16 protein-coding genes are annotated in these 20,227 nt (G+C 40.9%); all 16 read right to left on the bottom strand.

From position 1 onward, the window contains the following. Positions 1-28: 28 nt before the first annotated feature. A complete protein-coding gene (gene mutL / locus NST13_RS01315) occupies positions 29-1,912 on the bottom strand; it encodes a DNA mismatch repair endonuclease MutL (protein ID WP_342581201.1) in 1,884 nt (627 codons plus the stop codon). 15 nt (positions 1,913-1,927) lie between these two features. Next, on the bottom strand, positions 1,928-4,501 hold the full coding sequence (gene mutS, locus NST13_RS01310) for a DNA mismatch repair protein MutS (RefSeq protein ID WP_342581200.1): 2,574 nt from the start codon (positions 4,499-4,501) through the stop codon (positions 1,928-1,930). 133 nt (positions 4,502-4,634) lie between these two features. Beyond that, positions 4,635-5,210 carry an outer spore coat protein CotE gene (cotE, locus tag NST13_RS01305; RefSeq protein ID WP_342469787.1) on the bottom strand — a complete coding sequence of 192 codons (576 nt, stop codon included), beginning with the start codon at positions 5,208-5,210 and terminating at the stop codon, positions 4,635-4,637. 250 nt (positions 5,211-5,460) lie between these two features. Beyond that, a complete protein-coding gene (locus tag NST13_RS01300; protein WP_342469788.1) occupies positions 5,461-5,898 on the bottom strand; it encodes a YlbF family regulator in 438 nt (145 codons plus the stop codon). Next, the gene (miaB, locus tag NST13_RS01295) at positions 5,898-7,439 is read right to left on the bottom strand and encodes a tRNA (N6-isopentenyl adenosine(37)-C2)-methylthiotransferase MiaB (protein ID WP_342469789.1); all 1,542 of its coding nucleotides are present in this window, start codon (positions 7,437-7,439) and stop codon (positions 5,898-5,900) included. The genes NST13_RS01300 and miaB overlap by 1 nt, the downstream gene beginning before the upstream one ends. A gap of 116 nt (positions 7,440-7,555) precedes the next feature. Continuing rightward, positions 7,556-7,912 (bottom strand): hypothetical protein, encoded by a 357-nt coding sequence (locus NST13_RS01290; RefSeq protein ID WP_342469790.1) that lies wholly within the window; start codon positions 7,910-7,912, stop codon positions 7,556-7,558. A 313-nt stretch (positions 7,913-8,225) separates the two neighbouring features. Then, positions 8,226-9,092 carry a 2-oxoacid:ferredoxin oxidoreductase subunit beta gene (locus NST13_RS01285; RefSeq protein ID WP_342469791.1) on the bottom strand — a complete coding sequence of 289 codons (867 nt, stop codon included), beginning with the start codon at positions 9,090-9,092 and terminating at the stop codon, positions 8,226-8,228. Beyond that, the gene (locus NST13_RS01280) at positions 9,092-10,831 is read right to left on the bottom strand and encodes a 2-oxoacid:acceptor oxidoreductase subunit alpha (RefSeq protein ID WP_342581199.1); all 1,740 of its coding nucleotides are present in this window, start codon (positions 10,829-10,831) and stop codon (positions 9,092-9,094) included. Before NST13_RS01280 ends, NST13_RS01285 begins: the two co-directional genes overlap by 1 nt. Before the next feature lie 305 nt (positions 10,832-11,136). After that, the gene (locus NST13_RS01275; RefSeq protein WP_342469793.1) at positions 11,137-11,403 is read right to left on the bottom strand and encodes a stage V sporulation protein S; all 267 of its coding nucleotides are present in this window, start codon (positions 11,401-11,403) and stop codon (positions 11,137-11,139) included. Between the two features lie 158 nt (positions 11,404-11,561). Continuing rightward, positions 11,562-12,359, bottom strand: coding sequence for a TIGR00282 family metallophosphoesterase (locus tag NST13_RS01270; RefSeq protein WP_342469794.1), 798 nt, complete (start codon positions 12,357-12,359; stop codon positions 11,562-11,564). 847 nt (positions 12,360-13,206) lie between these two features. Next, positions 13,207-13,971 (bottom strand): CpsB/CapC family capsule biosynthesis tyrosine phosphatase, encoded by a 765-nt coding sequence (locus tag NST13_RS01265; protein ID WP_342581198.1) that lies wholly within the window; start codon positions 13,969-13,971, stop codon positions 13,207-13,209. 122 nt (positions 13,972-14,093) lie between these two features. Beyond that, positions 14,094-14,804, bottom strand: coding sequence for a CpsD/CapB family tyrosine-protein kinase (locus NST13_RS01260; RefSeq protein ID WP_342581197.1), 711 nt, complete (start codon positions 14,802-14,804; stop codon positions 14,094-14,096). Then, positions 14,797-15,543, bottom strand: coding sequence for a Wzz/FepE/Etk N-terminal domain-containing protein (locus NST13_RS01255; protein WP_342581196.1), 747 nt, complete (start codon positions 15,541-15,543; stop codon positions 14,797-14,799). The genes NST13_RS01260 and NST13_RS01255 overlap by 8 nt, the downstream gene beginning before the upstream one ends. 105 nt (positions 15,544-15,648) lie before the next feature. Further along, positions 15,649-16,329 carry a hypothetical protein gene (locus NST13_RS01250; protein WP_342581195.1) on the bottom strand — a complete coding sequence of 227 codons (681 nt, stop codon included), beginning with the start codon at positions 16,327-16,329 and terminating at the stop codon, positions 15,649-15,651. Between the two features lie 122 nt (positions 16,330-16,451). Beyond that, positions 16,452-18,185, bottom strand: a complete 1,734-nt coding sequence (locus tag NST13_RS01245) for an S-layer homology domain-containing protein (protein WP_342581194.1) — start codon at positions 18,183-18,185, stop codon at positions 16,452-16,454. Between the two features lie 144 nt (positions 18,186-18,329). After that, positions 18,330-19,883, bottom strand: a complete 1,554-nt coding sequence (rny, locus tag NST13_RS01240; protein ID WP_342469800.1) for a ribonuclease Y — start codon at positions 19,881-19,883, stop codon at positions 18,330-18,332. Positions 19,884-20,227: the final 344 nt, after the last annotated feature.

Here is a 20,227-nt window from a genome sequence, read left to right as displayed (position 1 = left end):
CTCCTCTATCCAAATATGCCGCTTCCTTTTACATGACCCGCTTGAACATTTTTTCGATTTCATAAGTGGAAAAATGGATCATGACGGGACGTCCATGCGGGCATGTAAAGGGATTCTCCGCTTTTCTCAGGTCTTTGATGAGCGTCTCCATCTGCTCTTTTGTCAAATAATAATTCGCTTTGATGGAGCGTTTGCAGCTCATCATAATCGCCGCTTCCTCCCGCAGTTTTTTCACATCCGCTTTTTTCGTTTTCAATACTTGTTCGATCAATTCTTCAATGATTTCCTGCTCGAACCCTTTTGGGAACCAGGTAGGATGCTCCCTGACGACAAAGGAGGAAGGCCCAAATTCTTCAAGAAACACGCCCACTTCTTCCAACGCTTTCTTGTTTTCCTTTAAAATCAACGCTTCATCTTGCGTGTAGTGGAAGGTTAAAGGCAAGAGCAACGTTTGCCGCTCGTTCGGATCCACTTCTCCCACTTTTTCCCGGAAATATTCATATTTGATCCGCTCCTGGGCAGCATGTTGGTCAATCAGATAGAAGCCGTCTTCCATTTGCGCAACGATGTATGTTCCATGGATTTGACCCACCACTTCAAGGTCCGGGAATGGTTCTTTTATCTGCTGGAGGGATGTTTCATGTGTGGAATCTGTTGATTCTTCATGAAACTCAGTCAAAGGATCAGCATTGGTTACCGGCTGTTCATCATAAACATCTTTTGGCTCCGGCCATTCCTCAACAAATTCTGTTGGAGTAACAGCTTCATTTTCTGTAGCCGGGCTTTCATTCACTACCGCCGATCCACCTTTTAAACGCTCAACGATGTCATTAATTTTGGATTCATCAATCGTTGGCTGTTTCCAAATGTTTAATTGCTCATTTACAGGGCGGACAATTTTCTCTTTTTTTTGCGCCAACGGAACGTTCATATGTTCCCGGATTGCATTGCGGATCGTGTTTTCAATCAACGGCAGCAAATCTTCTTCTTTACTTAGACGAATCTGAAGCTTTGCAGGATGCACATTCACATCCGTCAAATAAGGGTCGCCTTCAATGTACAACACAACGATTGGGTATCGTTCAATCGGCAAAAAGGTATGGTACGCATCCACAATGGTTTTTTGGATGACGTAATGTTTCACCCATCTGCCATTGACGAAGATGGAAATATAGTTTTTCGATGCCCGGGTAATTTCAGGCAATGTTGCGTAACCGTATATCGTGTAGTCCTTCGATTCCCCACGGAAAGGAATCATTTTTCTCGCGTTTTGCATTCCATAAATGGCTGCCAGCACATGTTGGACATTCCCCCGGCCATTGGTTTGAAGGAGAACTCCCCCGTTGTGGACAAGCTTGAATGCAATATCGGGATACGCTAGGGCTAAACGGTTCATTAAATCAATGGAGTGTCCAAGTTCCGTTTGAATCGTTTTTAAATATTTCAGCCGTGCCGGTGTATTATAAAACAATTGGGAAACGGTAATTTCCGTCCCTTTTCTTAAAGGGCCCGGCTTTTTCGAGACAATCGTTCCCCCTTCCAGCTCCAGTTCGACTCCCGATTCCCCATCGGAAGTGACTAAACACAATTTGGAAACGGCGGCGATGGAAGCCAGCGCTTCCCCCCGGAACCCGAGGGTGCGGATGCGAAACAAATCCTGTTCCTTTGAAATTTTCGATGTCGCGTGTCTGGCAAAGCAAAGCTCCGCATCTTCCTCATCCATGCCGCTTCCGTTGTCGATGACTTGAATGGAGGAAAGCCCCGCTTCTTCAAGGAACACTTCAATGGATGTACTGCCGGCATCGATGGCGTTTTCCACAAGTTCTTTCACGACGGAAGATGGCCTTTCCACCACTTCTCCTGCCGCAATTTTATTGGAAAGCCACTCATCCATAAGCCGAATTTTTCCCATCGGTATCCCTCCTTATTACTTTAATGATTGCTGCAATTTGTAAAGAAGATTCATTGCATCTATTGGCGTCATCGATACGATATCCGCTTTTTGCAATTCTTGTATGACTTCCTGTTCATGCGATTTTAACGTATTTTTCTTCTGTTTCGGTTCTTCCTCTTCGAATAAGGACAATTGGAAAATCTCTTCTTCCTTTTGGGATTTCAAGTGGTCCACTTGCTGGGATTCAAACTGCTCGAGCAGCGTTTGCGCCCGATCAATGATCTCCTGCGGCATGTTTGCCAGTTTCGCCACATGTACACCGTAGCTTTTGTCCGCCGCCCCTTTTTTCACTTTATGCAAGAACACGACATTGCCATTTTTCTCCACCGCACTCACATGCACATTCTGCAATCGTTCGAGCTGGTCCTCCAAGGCGGTGAGTTCATGGTAGTGCGTGGAGAATAGGGTGTTGGCCCCAATATGATTGTGGATATATTCCATCATTGCCTGGGCAAGGGCCATGCCATCGTAAGTGGATGTACCGCGCCCAATCTCATCAAATAATAATAAGCTTTTTTCCGTTGCGTTTGTTATGGCATTTTGGCTTTCAAGCATTTCCACCATGAAAGTGGATTGCCCACTGGCCAAATCGTCCGCAGCACCTATGCGGGTAAAGATTTGATCCGTGATAGGCAGGTCGGCTTCATCGCAAGGTACGTAACAGCCCATTTGCGCCATAATGACAATCAACGCCACTTGCCGCATATACGTACTTTTCCCGGACATATTCGGTCCGGTAATCAGCATCATATTTTTCTCTTCGGTTAAAACGCAATCGTTTGGCACATACGCTTGTTTATTCAACATTTTTTCAACGACGGGATGTCTACCGCCAATGATTTTTAAGCCCTTTCCGTCGTGGAATGCAGGTTTCGTGAATTGATATTTTTCGGAAACTGCCGCAAAGCTTAAGAACACATCCAATTCGCTGATGAGTGAAGCGAGTTGCTGCACCCGTGGAATGTATTCTTTCAGCTGTTCCCTCAACTCCACAAAGAGTTCATATTCAAGGGCCAAACTTTGTTCTTCCGCATGTAAAATTTGCGTTTCTTTCTCTTTCAGTTCTTCCGTGATGAAGCGCTCTGCATTGGCAAGGGTCTGTTTTCTGTAATAGCGGTCCGGATCGATATTGGCAAGATTCGATTTCGTTACCTCAATGTAATAGCCAAACACCCGATTAAAGCCGATTTTCAAATTCTTTATGCCCGTTCTTTCCCGTTCCTTTTGTTCCAGCTGCGCAATCCAATCTTTTCCGTTTCGCGCAATATAGCGAAGCTCGTCCAATTCTTTATTGTAGCCTTCCCGGATGACATCCCCTTCTTTGATGGCGACAGGCGGGTGATCGGTAATGGCCTTTGAAAGCAGTTCTTCTATGTCACAACATGCATCCATTTTATTCGCAAGGTTTATAAGCGTCTCTTTGCCGCTTTCCAAGAGTTTCTCTTTAATTTCCGGCACTTGTCTCAAAGATTCGCGGAGCTGGGCCAAATCCCTGCCCCCTGCATTTCCAAATGCCACCCGGCCGGCAAGACGCTCCAGGTCGTAAACATTTCTCAACAGCTCTCTCAATTCATCCCGCAGAAAAAATTCATCGATCAAATCCGAAACGATGCTCAATCTTTCTTCAATTTGCATGCGGTTTGCAAGGGGTTGATGAAGCCATTGTTTCAGCTTTCTTCCCCCCATGGCTGTCACGGTTTCATCCAAAATCCATAAAAGCGTTCCCTTCTGATCCTTTCCACGAATCGATTGAAGCAATTCCAAGTTCCGTTTTGAATTGGCATCAATTTGCAAATATTGTTTGGATTCGGTATATGTAAAAGGCTGGATATGGGATAAGGAGCGCATTTGTGTCCGTTCAATATACTGAAGCAAATATTTTGCAACCCCATAACAGTTTTTTGGAAGATGGATCAAATATTGGGCCGCTTTTTCTTCATCCATTTCATCATTTTCTATGGAAAGCACAATGCCGAGATTCGTTGCCTGTTCCTGGAGAAGCAGCTTTAACTCTTCCGTCACGACCAGTTCCCGAATATTGTATGCTTGGAGTTGTTGGAAAAGCCCTTTTACTCCCCCTTCGATGATGAAGGATTTCCCTTCCCCGGTGGACACATCCAAATAAGCAAAGGCAAATTCATTCTCGGTCAACCGCTCGGCACAGCCGATGAAGATGTTCGATTTGTTGTCGATGGTTTTGCCTTCCACCAGCGTTCCCGGCGTAATGACTTGGATCACTTCCCGCTTTACAACGCCTTTTGCCTGTCTCGGGTCTTCCACTTGCTCACAAATGGCCACTTTATACCCTTTTGATACCAACGTTTCGATATAACTTTGGGCTGAGTGGTATGGCACGCCGCACATCGGCACCCGTTCATCTCCGCCTGCATCCCGGCCCGTTAATGTGATTTCAAGTATTTGTGATGCTTTGATGGCATCATCAAAAAACATTTCATAAAAGTCGCCTAGCCGAAAAAAAAGAAAGGCGTCTTCATATTCCGATTTAATGGTTAAATATTGTTGCATCATTGGTGTATATGTAGTCATGATATTCCCTCACTTAAAATTCTCTAACATATTATAACATGACGAAAAATGTTGCGATAACCTTGGAGAAACGCTTTTTCCAAACATTAGGAGCACCATCTTATTCTATTTTTGATGGTGCTCTCAATGAAGATTATTGAAATGATGAGGAATCGCTGTCTCTTGACTCTTTGTAATCAAATTCGGATGAGCTTGAAGAAGATGAAGAGCTGGATGATTCATCTTCATCATCGTCGCCAAAATGCCATTCTTCTTCAAATTCGATTGGATGAACGGATACAACGATTTTTGTTTCCCCGATGACTTCCACTAAAAATTCACGTTCAATCACAATGTTGAAACTGTCGCCTTTTTGATTGATAATCGCTTCAATGCAGTTTGGCTGTTGCAACACTTTTACGTGTACCTCATTGGAATCGATGATCTCTTCATCGCGGTAATGTAATTTGATTCTGTCTTTATAATGAATCGTTTCTGTATATACAGCCGTTTTGGAATGGTTATTGTAAGCATACCATACGTTCACATCGTATTTGCCGGAAACCTCTACATATTTTCCAACTTTTTTTGCGGAGTAGTGGTGGTTAATGACCCAGCATCCCAAAATGCTTGTTGGCGTGTTAGGTGGACGTAGAGTTTCACTCGATTCCGTACGCTTTTTCCCCTTCGCGATGACCGCTTTTGTCACGATTTGACGCAAACGTTTCACACATTTTCCTCCTTTACATCTCGTCGAACTATTGTATGCGGCAAATGCCCAATTGGTGAAATTTCATGTTGAATTTCAAGGAAAAATGTAATATCCGGTCGTTCCCTGGAACAAAGATTTTCATTAGTGCATTAGCCTAACAAACATATAGTATTAAGGGAGGCCGATATGTGTTCCAGTTTGCGTTGAATTTTCCGGGGAAAAGAAAAAGCTACAGGAAAATCATGCTTGATTTTCCTCGTAGCTTTCATTAAGAGCAGCTGCCAGGGCTGGAGTATTTCACTTTTGATCCTGTTTCGCCTGTCAGCAAATTGCCGCCTGTTGATTCGATGATATCGTTCGTCACCGTCGTCGCGATGGCATTGGATACCAATTGCAGCAAATCGTTCACTTCCAACTGGGATTGTTTAAATTGCTGCACAACCGGGATTTCATCGATTTCTTTTTCGATTTCTTCGATTTTTTTCTCAACCAATTTTAACGCCTTTTCCTTCCCTAAATGTTGGAAGTTCACCGCCTGCTTTTGAAGGGATTTCAAGCTGGCAAGTTTTTCACGGACAACTTGGTTTTCATTGATTTGTGCTTCCGCTTTTTTGAAAAACTCCACTTCTTCTGTTTGGGCAATCATGTGGGCAATTTCTTTTGCTTTTTCAACGATTTCATCTTTTGTATAAAGTTTAGTTGACATTATACATTCACCTCATCCCGTTTTACTACTTCCACGAATTCACCGCGGAGTGAGTAGGAACTTGCTTTCGTGATTTTCACTTTCACCAACTGGCCAATCAATTCTTTTGGTCCTTCGAAGTTGACCAATTTATTTCTGCGTGTATAGCCAGCCAATACATCACTGCGTTTTTTGCTTTCACCTTCAACAAGCACTTCAACAATTTGGTTTTCGTATTTTTTCAATGCGGCTCTGGAGAATTCTTCCACAACCTGATTCAATCGATATAAGCGGTCTTTTTTCACTTCCAATGGAACATTGTCTTTCATTTTTGCAGCCGGTGTTCCTTCACGAGGTGAATAAATGTAAGTGAACGCTGATTCAAATCCTACTTCACGGTATAAATCAAGCGTTTCCTGGAATTGCTCTTCCGTTTCATTCGGATAGCCGACAATGATATCTGTCGTCAACGCCACATTTGGAATGGCGGCTTTGATTTTCCGGACAAGCTCCAAGAATTGTTCTCTCGTATATTTACGGGCCATGATTTTCAAAATTTCATTGGAACCTGATTGAACAGGCAAGTGGATGTGTTCCACCAGGTTTCCACCTTTCGCCAACACCTCGATCAAATGATCGTCGAAGTCGCGAGGGTGGCTCGTTGTGAAACGGATGCGCGGAATATCAATTTTGCGCAATTCATCCATTAAATCGCCGAGACGATAGTTGATATCCGTGAAATCTTTGCCGTAAGCATTCACATTTTGGCCAAGAAGCATGATTTCTTTATACCCTTGTGCCGCAAGTTCCCTTACTTCCTGGATGATTTCATCCGGTCTTCTGCTGCGCTCTTTTCCGCGAGTATATGGAACGATGCAGTATGTGCAGAATTTATCGCAACCGTACATAATGTTTACCCAAGCTTTGATGGAACCTTGGCGGGCTTTTGGAAGGTTTTCAATAACGTCCCCTTCTTTGGACCAAACTTCAATCACCATTTCTTTGGACATATAGGCTTCTTTTAAAATGTATGGCAAACGGTGGATGTTATGGGTACCGAACACCATGTCCACATGTTGATATTGCGTCAAAATTTTATTGACAACGGATTCTTCCTGGGACATGCATCCACATACGCCAAGAAGCATATCCGGTCTTTCACGCTTGTATTTTGCCAAAAGTCCCAGTTCACCAAATACTTTGTTTTCCGCATTTTCACGAATGGCGCATGTATTTAATAGAACGACATCCGCATCCTCTACAGTATCTGTCGGCTCATAGCCAAGTTGAATGAAAATGCCGGCCATGACTTCCGAATCGTGCTCATTCATTTGGCAACCGTAAGTGCGGATATAGAATTTGCGGCCATCCCCCATTCCCCGGAATTCTTCGGGAATTTTAAAATCTTTATAATATTTCACTTCTTCTTTTCCGCGTTTTTTCGCATCTTTCAAAGAAGGAGCGGTAATTACCCGTTCAAAATATTTGCTATAGTCTTTTTCCGTTTTTTGCGGTTTAGGCTGTGTTGTCTGATTATTCGCTAGACGTTGTTCTTCGTTCATTGATTATGAATGACTCCTTTCTACCGGATTCATAGAGGAATCCCATTTTAATATTATAACGAATAGTTCTATATCAGGACAATAAGAACCATACAATTATGCTCTTTTTGACATATTTATTGTTCTTTCAAAAACTGTTCATATTGCTCCTGATCCCTTTCTTTTAAAATGGTCAAAAAGGTTAAGCAATTTTGAACGGCCGCATGCCAATTCATTTCATAACGCAGTTCAAATTGATGTTTTGACATCTTTAACACCGCAGTAAAAAGCTCTGTCGGTTCAATCTTTTTTTCCTTTGAATACGCCAAAAAGGCGAGAAAATTTTTGTGATCTTCCACAGTCAATTTTTTTTCATCTATCAGCTTATCAATTTGTTCCCGATTTTGAAAAGAATTTGCTTTTTGAAACAGCTTGGCAATTTGTTCCTCTTGTTTTTTCTTTTTGAAGGAGAAGAAATCAATGACATTATTCAATGGAAAGACCCCGATTTCGTTCGATTCATTTTGCGTCCTTATCTTCCATATTACCCTCTTTGGAGAATAAATTCGAATAAAAAAATGTGGAAGAATTATGTGATCAAATAATTTATATCTTTCAAAAAATCGCTCATAAGCATTATTTTACATGATGTTTTTTTATTATCAAAAGCAAATGATTAACATTTGTTTTCCAGGAAAATTTCTTAATAAAACAATGAAGTACCATCCACAAAAAACTGCAACAGCAGTTCTTCTGTTTGGATGGTACTTAATGCCGACAAAGTAAATTTTTAGGAAAATTACTTTATTACATGAATTCTTTCACCAATTCGTTAAATTGATCTTCGCTGATTTTTAAATCCATATCCACGAGCGGTTTTTCCGAGAAACCTTCCAATTGTTCCTCATATGGTACTGATTCTGGATCCTGATAGACAATTCCCGTCACAAGCCCTTCATTTTCCATCACAGTTTGCATTGCCAGTTCACGGTTATGAGGATCGTAGCCTTCAATCTCATCCAATTTCGTCAAATGTTCTTTAAACCATTCATACGTATTCACTTTATTGTACGTTACGCAAGGGCTGAATACGTTGATGAAAGAGAAACCTTTATGTTGAATTCCAGCTTCGATCAATGCGGTCAATTCTTTGATATCAGATGAAAATCCTTGGGCAACAAATGACGCACCTGCTGATAAAGCGAGTTCCAACGGTTTTATCGAAGGCTCTTTTGACCCTTGTGGTGTTGACTTCGTTACGAAACCGTATGCGGAACGCGGTGAAGTTTGGCCTTTCGTCAAACCGTAAATTTGGTTATCCATGACGATATAAGTGATATCAATGTTTCGGCGAATGGCATGAACCGTATGGGCCATCCCAATGGCGTAACCGTCCCCGTCCCCGCCTGTTGCGATAACATTCAAATTGCGGTTGGCGATTTTCAAGCCTTGGGCGATTGGCAAAGCGCGACCGTGTGTGCCATGGAATCCATAGGAATTGATATATCCGCTGATTCTTCCGGAACAGCCGATTCCGGAGATGACCGCCAATTCATGAGGTTCGATACCAACGTTGGCAGCTGCTCTTTGAATGGCCGCCTGTACTGAGAAGTCCCCGCATCCAGGACACCAGTTAGGTTTTACGTTATTACGGAAATCTTTGAATGTTGCCATCAGTCAAGCAACTCCTTTACACGAGTTTTTAGTTCACGAGGCAAGAATGGAGTGCCGTCATATTTCGTAATATTAAATGTTTTATCATGAGCGCCGATGTTCATTTTCATGATATTGGCCAGTTGCCCGGTCGCATTGTTTTCCACCACGATGACTTTTTTCGCCCGTTCAACATAAGGCCGCAATTCATTTGCCGGGAATGGATGAATTAAGCGTACATGCACATGGTTTGTTTTAATGCCTTCTTCATCCAATTGCGGCCGGACTTCTTCAATGGCACCTCTTGTTGAGTTAAAACCAACGATTAATACATCGGCTTCTTCATGCGGCGCATCCACATAAATCGGATCCTTGAAGTTTACATAATTTAATTTGCGCAAACGCTTGTCCATTTGATTTTTGCGGTTTCCAGGAGCTTCCGCAGGTTTTCCGGTTTCATCATGTTCGTTTCCTGTCACGTGATGGATTCCGTGAAGCTGGCCAGGCACCACACGCGTTGAAACGCCGTCCTCTGTAACTTCAAAACGTTTAAAATCTTCTTTCGGATCTTTTTCAGGCAATTCTCCAAGATTCAATTTGCCTCGGCGAATTTCGATTTTTGAGTAATCGAAAGGTTCGGCCGTCTGTTTACCTAAAGACAATTGCAAATCGGTCATCACAATGACAGGCAATTGCAATTCTTCCGCAATATTGAATGCTTGGATTGTATCGTAAAAGGCTTCTTCAATTGTGGAAGGAGCAATGACCACTTTCGGAATTTCCCCATGGGTGCCGTAAAGCATCGCCATCAAGTCTGATTGTTCCTGTTTTGTCGGAAGCCCTGTGGATGGTCCGCCCCGCTGCGTATCAACAATGACAAGGGGCTGCTCTGTCATACCGGACAAACCAATGGATTCCATCATGAGGGATAAACCTGGACCGGCTGAAGCTGTAAAGGAGCGCACTCCCCCAAAATTCGCACCGATTGCCATTGTACATGCGGAAATTTCATCTTCCGTTTGGATGACCGTACCGCCAAATTTCGGAAGCTTTTTAATCAAATATTCCATGATTTCAGAAGCCGGCGTAATTGGATATGCTGCCATGAAACGCGCTCCGGCGGCGATTGCTCCCAATGCCACCGCATCGTTTCCAATCATGAACAACCGGCGATTGCCGTCAGCCGGTTCCAATTGCCATTTTCCAACTTTGTCGCCAATCAATTCACAAGTGACTTCATATCCGCGGCGGATTGCCTCCATGTTCTTTTTGACCACTTCTTCCCCTTTGCGGCCAAAAATTTCATCGACAACTTCCTGGAAGTTTTCAATCGGCAAATTCAATAAAGCAGCAGTAGATCCAATGGCCACCATGTTTTTCATTAATGAAGTGCCCAGTTCGGAAGCGATTTCAGTAAATGGCACCGCAAAAAGCGGGGCTTTCGAATCTTCTGGATTTACAGGCTCAAATTTGCTATCCGCTAAAATGATGCTGTCTTCCGTCAATTCCTTATAATTGACTTCAATCGTTTCCTGGTCGAATGCAACCAAAATATCCAAATCGTCCGCAATTGCACGAACCGGTGTCGGGCGAACGGTAATTTTATTGTTTGTATGGCCCCCCTTGATGCGGGAAGAAAAATGACGATAGCCGTACAGATGGTAACCTAAACGGTTCATGGCCATCGCAAAAATTTCGCCAGTACTCTCAATCCCTTCGCCTTGTTGCCCACCGACTTTCCACGAAAGCTGATGTAACATTTTAACATCTCCTTAAAACATTTAATTGCATACATTATTTCTTATCTAAATATAACATGAATCCATTTCCTTGAAATAAGAAAAACCGTCAATAACTTCAATTTCAGACCTTTGACGGAAAAGTTTTGTTCAATATTTTGTAACGACTTTCCTTTCATTAGAATGCCTGATTTGAATAAGAAGATGTATAACAAGTTAAGGGACAAAAGCGAAGGATTAAGCAAAAAAAATAACGGAGAAAAACGTTTCCGTTTCTCTCCGTTCATCATTTGGAAGCCAAGCTTCCAATCGCCACTTTGAATGATTTATCGCTGGCGTTTCTCAACTACAAGTTTTAGTGCGGTACGATCTTCTCCGCCAATTTGGATGTCCGCAAAGGCTGGTGAACATACTAAATCTGTTCCGCTAGGCGCCACAAACCCGCGAGCAATGGCAACTGCCTTCACCGCTTGGTTCAAAGCACCTGCACCTACAGCCTGCATTTCCGCATATCCTTGCTCACGAATTACCGCAACGAGCGCACCTGCTACAGAATTTGGATTTGAGCGAGATGATACTTTCAATGAATCCACATTTATTCCTCCCCATACTTGCTTTTTTAATGATTTTGAATGAATCTTTCTCTCTGGCATTCATTCAAAGGACTTGAACTTGTGTCCGTAGCACATTGTATGCAGCATAGTAGAAAAATAGAATCATTTTGGAAGGGAATCATGCAAAAACTTGGGATTCAGCCTTGGAAAGGATAGTCATCATTGATGTATATCCTTTCGCAGGAAATGGCTTTTCCGGTTTCATTGTCGATATCCACGAAAAAGCCGCTGAATACGTCTCTTCCCGATTTTGGCACTTCGAATCGGGCCGGCAAATTTGTTTGGAATTTGTAGATGACACTTTCTTTTTTCATTCCCAGAATTTCGTCATATGGTCCTGTCATCCCCACATCAGTTATATATGCGGTACCCCCTGGAAATATTCTTGCATCCGCAGTTTGAACATGGGTATGTGTTCCAACAACTGCCGATACCCTTCCATCCACGTACCATCCAAAAGCAATTTTCTCGCTCGTTGCTTCGCCGTGAAAATCAATAAATACTAAAGGGGAGATTTTTCTCGCTTCTTCCACCAATTCATCCGCCATCCGAAACGGATCTTCGTGGGGAGGCAAAAATACGCGTCCGTGTAAATTGATTACCGTTAAAATGTTGCCGTTTTTCGTGATTTGAACGGCACCCTTCCCCGGTGCCTCTTTTGAAAAGTTTGCAGGTCGAATCAAATATTGGGCTTCATCGATAAACTCAAAAATTTCCTTATTATCCCAAGTATGATTGCCCATTGTAATGACATCAATACCCATTTGAAGTAATTGCTGGTAGATTTTTTGAGTAATTCCGCGACCTGCCGCCGCATTTTCTCCGTTCGCAATAACCACATCCGGTTCATATTTTTTCTTTAATCTTGGTAAATATTTTTCTACCGCTTCCCGACCAATGGAGCCGACGATATCACCGATAAATAGTACCTTCAATCTTACTACCACACTTTCTATAAAATCTATTCAATTTTACCATTTTAACGCCGGTAAATCTAATGGAATGTTATTTTGGACGATTTCGAAGGATTTTTTATGAAAAAGAATGATACTTATTGTTTGCATAATGCGCTCCATTCATGACAAAAAAGACAAGGGCATGTATACCCTTGTCCAAATCGGATGTCAATCGGCAAGCAAAGATTGGACTGGCAAAAAAAGTTTCCTTTGATATTTTCAAAAAAAGTGCTTTATTGACGAAAGAAGTTCAAAAATTATGGAAATCAAACCTGATTTTGTATACGTCCCGATTTATTCTTCACTTTCCAATCGAACTCTGGCAGATGGCTTCAATTTTCCACAACGAATACACTCATCAGAGAAATAACTATATTTATGTTTTCTGACCAATTTGCAATATAACCGCATAAACAATTTCATCTGATATCCGCTCCCCGTTTCCAAAATAAACCCATCTACCTATTAATTTACTATTCTTTCCGGAAAATATGAATATTTTTCAACTAATTTACTAAAAAAATTTTTAAAAAATATCTTTATGGGGTTTTAGAATTATCTATATGAAATATATACTGTACCAACAGATTCATCACCACCTTTGGTACTATTATACCCACCGGATTATTATTATTTTTTTGATTATTTCATCATCATTGATATAAAAAATAATCTTCGAAGATTCCGAAGATTATTTATACACATACACTTTGTTAGATTCAGTGGACTGCATGAACAAGTTTCTTTTCCGATATTATCATCAAATAATATCACAATTCAACAAAAATATTACTATATAATATTTAACGTTTACAAAAATATATTACTAAAACATTTTCCACCATTTACGCTTGCTTATTTCTTCCGGTTCATAAATAATCAATGGTTCATTGGATAAAATCCGGGCATTATTTTCAAGGAGAAGATCGATTGCATCATGTTCTTTCTTTTTTTCCAACACCGCAAGACCTTCGTTGAATAAAAACGGTCTGGATGTCACGTGATGGGCATCCGAACCATAAGTATGCACAAGATTCGCCCGGACCAAATCCAATGAAAGCTGTTGGGTCTTTTTCCCAAAAAAGCCCGCCAAACTTCCGGCTGTTATTTGTGCCAGAGCCCCTTCACGTATCAATCGTTCAAGGCGCTCGGGTTTTTCCGCAATGGCTTTGTTCCGCTCCGGATGGGCGATGATCGGTGTAATATCATGACGCAACAGTTCATGGATCATATTTTTTGTATATAACGGGATTCCGCTTGAAGGCAATTCCAGCAATAGATAGTTTGAATTTGCCAAAAGATGGACTTGATTTGAGACACACCGTTCAACGATTTTTTCTGAAATGCGCACTTCATGGCCAATATGAATCGTAAGCGGAACTTGGCGTTCATCCAATTTCTTCTGCAATTCCCGGATTTGCCCAATGACCACATCGGCAGGAACATCAAATTGGGGATGGCTTGCATGGGACGTTGAAATGATATCGGTTATGCCCTCATTAACGGCTGCTACAAGCATTTCAATCGACTCTTGGATGTTCTTCGGACCATCATCCACTCCGTATAGTATATGGCTATGTATATCCACCATTTTTCCACCTACTTTTTTGTTTTATCCTAAATTTACCCATATCTTTCCATTATTTCAAGGACTGATACACCTATTCTCCCAGCCCATTTCAAAGATAAAAAAAGAGTAAAGGCATTCCGCCATTACTCTGAAGCACCATAATAATAGTAATAATAATAATGCCCTTTTTCGATTACCGCGTTATTGATTACTACCCCAATAATATTTGCTTTTGACATATCCAATAATTCTTTTGCCTTCACGATGCTTGCCTTTTGTGTTTCTCCGGAGCTGACAATGAGAATTGTCGCATCGCACCGGTTGGAAAGAATTTGTGCATCAGTTACCGATAGTACAGGTGGAGCATCAAAAACAATCAGATCAAATTCTTCTTTTAAACTTTCCATAATCAAACCCATTTGTTTTGAAGTGAGCAATTCGGCAGGATTAGGCGGAATCGGTCCGCTGGTGATGGCATAGAGCCCTTCGATGTATGTTTCCTGAATGGCCTCTTCCAGTTCACATTGCTTTGTCAACAAACTGGACAAGCCAAAGACATTTTTCAAACGGAATGTATAATGGATGGTCGGCTTACGCATATCCCCATCAATCAGCAACACTTTCTTCCCTTCTTGGGAAAATACCGCCGCGATATTTGCGGAAACCGTCGATTTTCCCTCTCCCGCACCTGCAGATGTAATTACGATCGTTTTCAAGTCTTTATCTGGCACGGAAAACTTGATATTGGTCCGGATTGTCCGAAACTGTTCGGAAATGAAGGATTTTGGATTCGTTTCGACAATCAGTTTCCGCGCCATGGTTTTATTATTTTTTTTCTTTTTTCTTTTAAACATTTACATTTTCTCTCCTAACTGCTCGTTTAGATTTCACAGTTAAAGGAACTTCGGAGTTCGTATCTGTTATCTTGCTTACAAACCCTAAAATCGGTAATTCCAACAGTTCTTCAACATCTTGTTCCGTTTTGATAGTAGTATCCAAATATTCAAGCAAGAAAGCCAATCCTACGCCAACCATTAATCCAATGACTAACGCAATGGCCATATTCAACATTTTGTTCGGCTTGACAGGAGAAGGATTCTCGGGCAATTCCGCAGGGGATAATATGTTTACATTATCCACGTTCATCAACTCTTTGATTTCCTCCTGGAACACTTGAGCCACCGTGTTTGCAATATCCACCGCAAGATATGCTTGTTCATCCTGCACGCTGATATTGACTACTTGGGAATTATTCGCGTTCGAAACAGTGATTTGATTCGAAAGCGCTGATGGTGTTGTATTCAAGTCAAGAATTTCGATCACTTTGCTCAAAATGACCGGACTCTTGATAATAACGTTATATGTGTTAATGAGCTGCAAGTTCGTTTGGATATCCGTAGTTTGGATTTGATTTTGCTGATCACTCGTTTTCTGGTTCACTAGTATTTGCGTTGATGCCTGATAGATCGGTGTCAAAACATAAAAGCTGATGATGGCAGCTGCTAAAGTTGAAATGATGGTGATACTGAGAATTAATACGATTCTTTTCTTTAAAACTTTGAATATATCATATAAGCTGATTGTTTCTTCCACAGCGGTTCAACCCCTCCCTTGATATTATAGCTTAAATGCTTTTTCATTGGGTGCGTTATTTCGTATTTTTGTTTGGCAAATATTATTCATTTAACCAAGATTCACTTATAAATACTCTTTCGCTTTTTTCAATAAGTTGCTGCGGCGCTCTTCTTTGGCTGCATTGTAATCATCCCGCAGGCTTTGGGCATGGGCTTTGCTATATCCATTTTCTTCTAATTCATTTTCGATAATGGTCATAAGCGCGTTGAAAGCGGCATCTGTTCTTGCTTCCAGTCCATTGGCAGCTCCCATGTATTTATTATAAAAATAGCCTATATCTATGCTTTCACCATTCGCTCTCTTCGCGGAATATTCATCATACGCTTTTTGAATAAGTGCATCGAGATTGCTGTTCGCCTGATTTTCCAATTCTTTTAGAGAAGGAATATATTTTTCTTTAATTTCCGCAACGGTGAGTCTCTGTTGCTCTGAATCTCCTGTTACTTGATTCGGATCATTTTCAGAAGGGGTTGGATCCTCGGATTGAGTATATTCATTTTGGGCACCGTCCGAATTCTCTTCAGCCGGCTCATCTTTTCTTTCCTCGATTATATTTCCCTCTTTATCAACAACGATTTCGGTGCCGTCCGGTAAAGTGATGACATACGGATCTTCAATAATTTCCTCAACCTCCGGATCGGCTACATCATATTCTTTGAATTTGAATATATATAAACCATATCCACCGATACTAACGACCAACAACACAAATACAAGCAATATGTATTTCCATACTCGCTTCATAAAATACTCCTTTTCCTGCCTTGCTGTAATTCTTGTCCAATCAAATTCCCCAGAACACCCGTGTTCTGGGGAATATTTAACTTAATATAGAATAATAGATAATTAAGATAGTAGCAATAGAATTATTTGTTAATTAATTTTTCCAAATCGATATTATAAGTAACAGACGGACTATTTTTGAAGTTAACTTTCACAGTAATATTTGTTTTAGGTTTATAAGTATCTACAAATTTACCAAAAGTTTCTATATTGTTAGATGACATAATTGTTTCAAGATTATTGAAACTGCCCAAAATCTTTCCAAATATATCTTGGCCCTTAGAATAAGTACTTTCTAGTCTACTTCCGTTTAAAATCACTGTAACTGTTACTGAATCTAACTCATTATAAAGAAAATGGTTTTCAATATCTTCTTGGATAGCAGTGCTTTTCGTAGTAAGTTGATCAAGAGCTTTTGATATTTTTGCATCTTCTTTCGCTTTTATTTGAATAGTATTTCCGCTTAAAGATACTTCTCCATAAGTAGCGAAATCATTTTTATATTTATCTAGAATTCCTGTAATTGCATTATTTAAATCATTTGTATAATCAATAGTTGATGAACCTCCACCACCAGGAGCAGGTGTTTCTTCTACAGTATTACCTGATTCATCTACAGTTTCTTTAATGTTATCTTTTACTTGATCGTAGTTTGCAATCACATCACTAGGTTTTTTGCCTTCTGGAAGAACCAATTTTTCAATTTTTGAATTTGGATCCAATGTCAATTTTGTTCCTTCTGACACTTTCAATTCTTTTACTTCCACTGACTTTAATGTTACTTGAAGATCGTCAGCTACCGTCAACTCATCAACCACCAAGTTTTCCACTTGCACTCCGCCGGCAGTGATCGATACATTTGGAATTGGATATCCGCCTGCATTGAAGGAAGTGTTTGGAGCCACCAAAGTCAATGCTTTGATGCCAACAACTTTACCAGTTCTTGCTGCCACTACGTTGCCCAATGAAGCCACTTTTGCCGCTTGAAGATCTTCCACAATCAGTTCAACTTTTGCATCTTTTAATGCGGCAGCGTTGTTTGCATTAAATACTTTTGCAAGTTCTCCTGTAATTTCGAACGTACCATTTTTAGTGACCAATTTGCCGTCTTTGATTTCAGCGACTGTTTCCACCACTGTTCCTTTTGCTTCTTCAGCGCGAACAACAAAGGAAGCCAATTGGCCGCGTGTTACCGGATTTACAGGTGAGTATGTAGTAGGGGTTGTCCCAGTTGTCACCTTATTTGCATAAAGCGCGGCAATATATTCTTTATATTCAGAATTTGCAATATCTTTGAAAGGAAGATTGTTTGCATTCCCTGTCAATTCAAATGCTCTTGCAATGATTTTTGCCATTTGTCCGCGAGTCAGTGTTGCATTCGGTTTGAATGTGCCATCCGGATAACCGTTGATGATGCCCGCATTTGCCAAAGCGGCAATTTCACCATAGTAAGCATAATTTGTTGGAATATCTTTGAAATTTGGGTTTTTCACATTTTTCGTATCCAAGCCTAAAGCTTTTGCGATAATTTTTGCTGCATGAGCACGGCTGATTGACTGATTCGGCTTGAAAGTTCCGTCCGGATATCCAGTAATCACTCCACGTTCCACCAAATTCATTACATTGTCATAATGCACGTTCGCCGGTGTCAAATCCGAAAATGACTTTGCTGCATCCGCTTGAGTTGGTGCAATAGCAACTACCGCTGCTGTCGTCATTGTTGCGGCTAGCGCAATGTTATATAGCTTCTTATTTCTCATTATCCACTTTTTCCTCCTATTTACATATTTTTCTAAATTGTAATCCTTATAAATCATTATAACACAATTAGAACAGTATATTTAATAGTTTTTTAACATTATTTTAATTTACTATGAATCCCCCCAACAAAATAACTAGATTTTAAAGTTGGTAAATAAAAAAATTACCCTCCTTTGACTACCGTCAAAAGAGGGATGGTTTTACTTCGCATATTCCACCGCACGAGTTTCCCGAATAACCGTCACTTTGATGTGACCTGGATAGTTGAGTTCTTCCTCAATTTGTTTACGGATATCTCTGGCAAGTCGATGTGCTTGTAAGTCATCAATTTTTTCAGGTTGTACAATGATCCGGATTTCCCGGCCTGCCTGAATGGCATAGGATTTTTCCACACCTTCATAGGATTCTGAAATTTCCTCCAATTTTTCCAATCGGCGGATGTAGTTTTCTAGTGTTTCACTACGAGCACCAGGACGGGCAGCTGAAAGGGCATCTGCCGCCGCCACAATGACAGCAATCACACTCGTTGGTTCCACATCACCATGGTGGGAAGCGATACTATTAATTACAACTGGGTGTTCATTGTATTTCGTTGCAAGTTCAACACCGATTTCCACGTGGCTTCCTTCCACTTCATGATCGATGGCTTTTCCGATATCGTGCAACAATCCAGCACGCTTCGCAAGCGCCACATCCTCGCCCAATTCAGCAGCCATCAGCCCTGCCAAATGGGCCACTTCGATGGAATGTTTCAATACGTTTTGGCCATAGCTTGTCCGATATTTCATGCGGCCCAAAATTTTGATCAAGTCTGGGTGCAAATTATGGACGCCGACTTCGAAAGTTGTAAGCTCTCCCGTTTCACGGATATGTTCATCCATTTCCCGGCGTGATTTTTCAACCATTTCTTCAATCCGTGCCGGATGGATTCGTCCATCTTGCACCAGTTTTTCAAGGGCAAGACGGGCCGTTTCGCGACGAATCGGGTCAAAACCTGATAAAATAACCGCTTCCGGCGTATCATCAATAATCAAATCCACACCAGTAAGCGTTTCAAGGGTACGAATATTCCGTCCTTCACGGCCAATGATTCGTCCTTTCATTTCGTCATTCGGCAAGTTGACAACCGATACAGTCGTTTCCGCCACATAATCGGCCGCAAATCGTTGCATAGCCAATGCCAAAATTTCTTTCGCTTTTTTGTCAGACTCTTCTTTCGCACGGGTTTCAGCTTCTTTGATCATCATCGCAATTTCCGTTGAAAGTTCCTGCTCTACTTGTTTCAAAATGAATTCTCTTGCCTCTTCTTTAGATAAAGAAGCAATTCGTTCCAACTCTGACTCCTGCTTTTTTACGAGCTCTTCCACTTTACTTTCCATTTCTTCAATATGCTGTTGTCTTTCGGCTAGAGCCTCTTCTTTTCTCTCTAGACTTGCTTCTCTCTTATTTAGAGCATCATCCTTGCGATCAAGATTTTCTTCCTTTTGCAATAACCGGTTTTCTTGTTTCTGAAGCTCAGCACGTCTTTCACGAATTTCCTTTTCAGCTTCAGTCCGAAGTTTGTGAGTTTCATCTTTCGCTTCCAATAGTGCTTCTTTTTTCAGCGCTTCCGCTTCTCGCTTCGCTTCATCTATAATGAGCTCAGCTGAGTGTTTCGCACCATTTACTTTCGATTCATTCACTTTTTTCATATAGAAATAGATAACAGCGGCACCGACGATGAGCCCAAGCAAAGCGGAGATCATGTATTCCATACGAACACCTCCTCTTGCTATTATCACATGCAATTTCAGTCGGCTCATATATTGATAACAATTCTCAACATATTGCCTATTTCATTTTATCATTGAAAAAAATTATACAGTCTAATTGTATAGTTCGGAGTTTTCTCTGTCAAGGATTGCCACTGCTGATGGCATTTGATTTTGATTGTTGCTTCCTTTTTTCAGGATAATAAAATACGATAATTATTGGTATTTTTTCAATATAAAAACATTGGTGTAAAAAGGATCAAGAAGTTTATGGTTTCCTTTACGAAAACTTTCTTTTACCATTTTTCCATTATTTGATTATTTTTATACATATAATAATGGAAAAG

This window comes from Ureibacillus sp. FSL W7-1570 (assembly GCF_038593265.1).
GTDB classification, from domain to species: Bacteria; Bacillota; Bacilli; order Bacillales_A; family Planococcaceae; genus Ureibacillus; species Ureibacillus suwonensis.
This window is presented reverse-complemented; position numbering and strand designations above follow the sequence as displayed.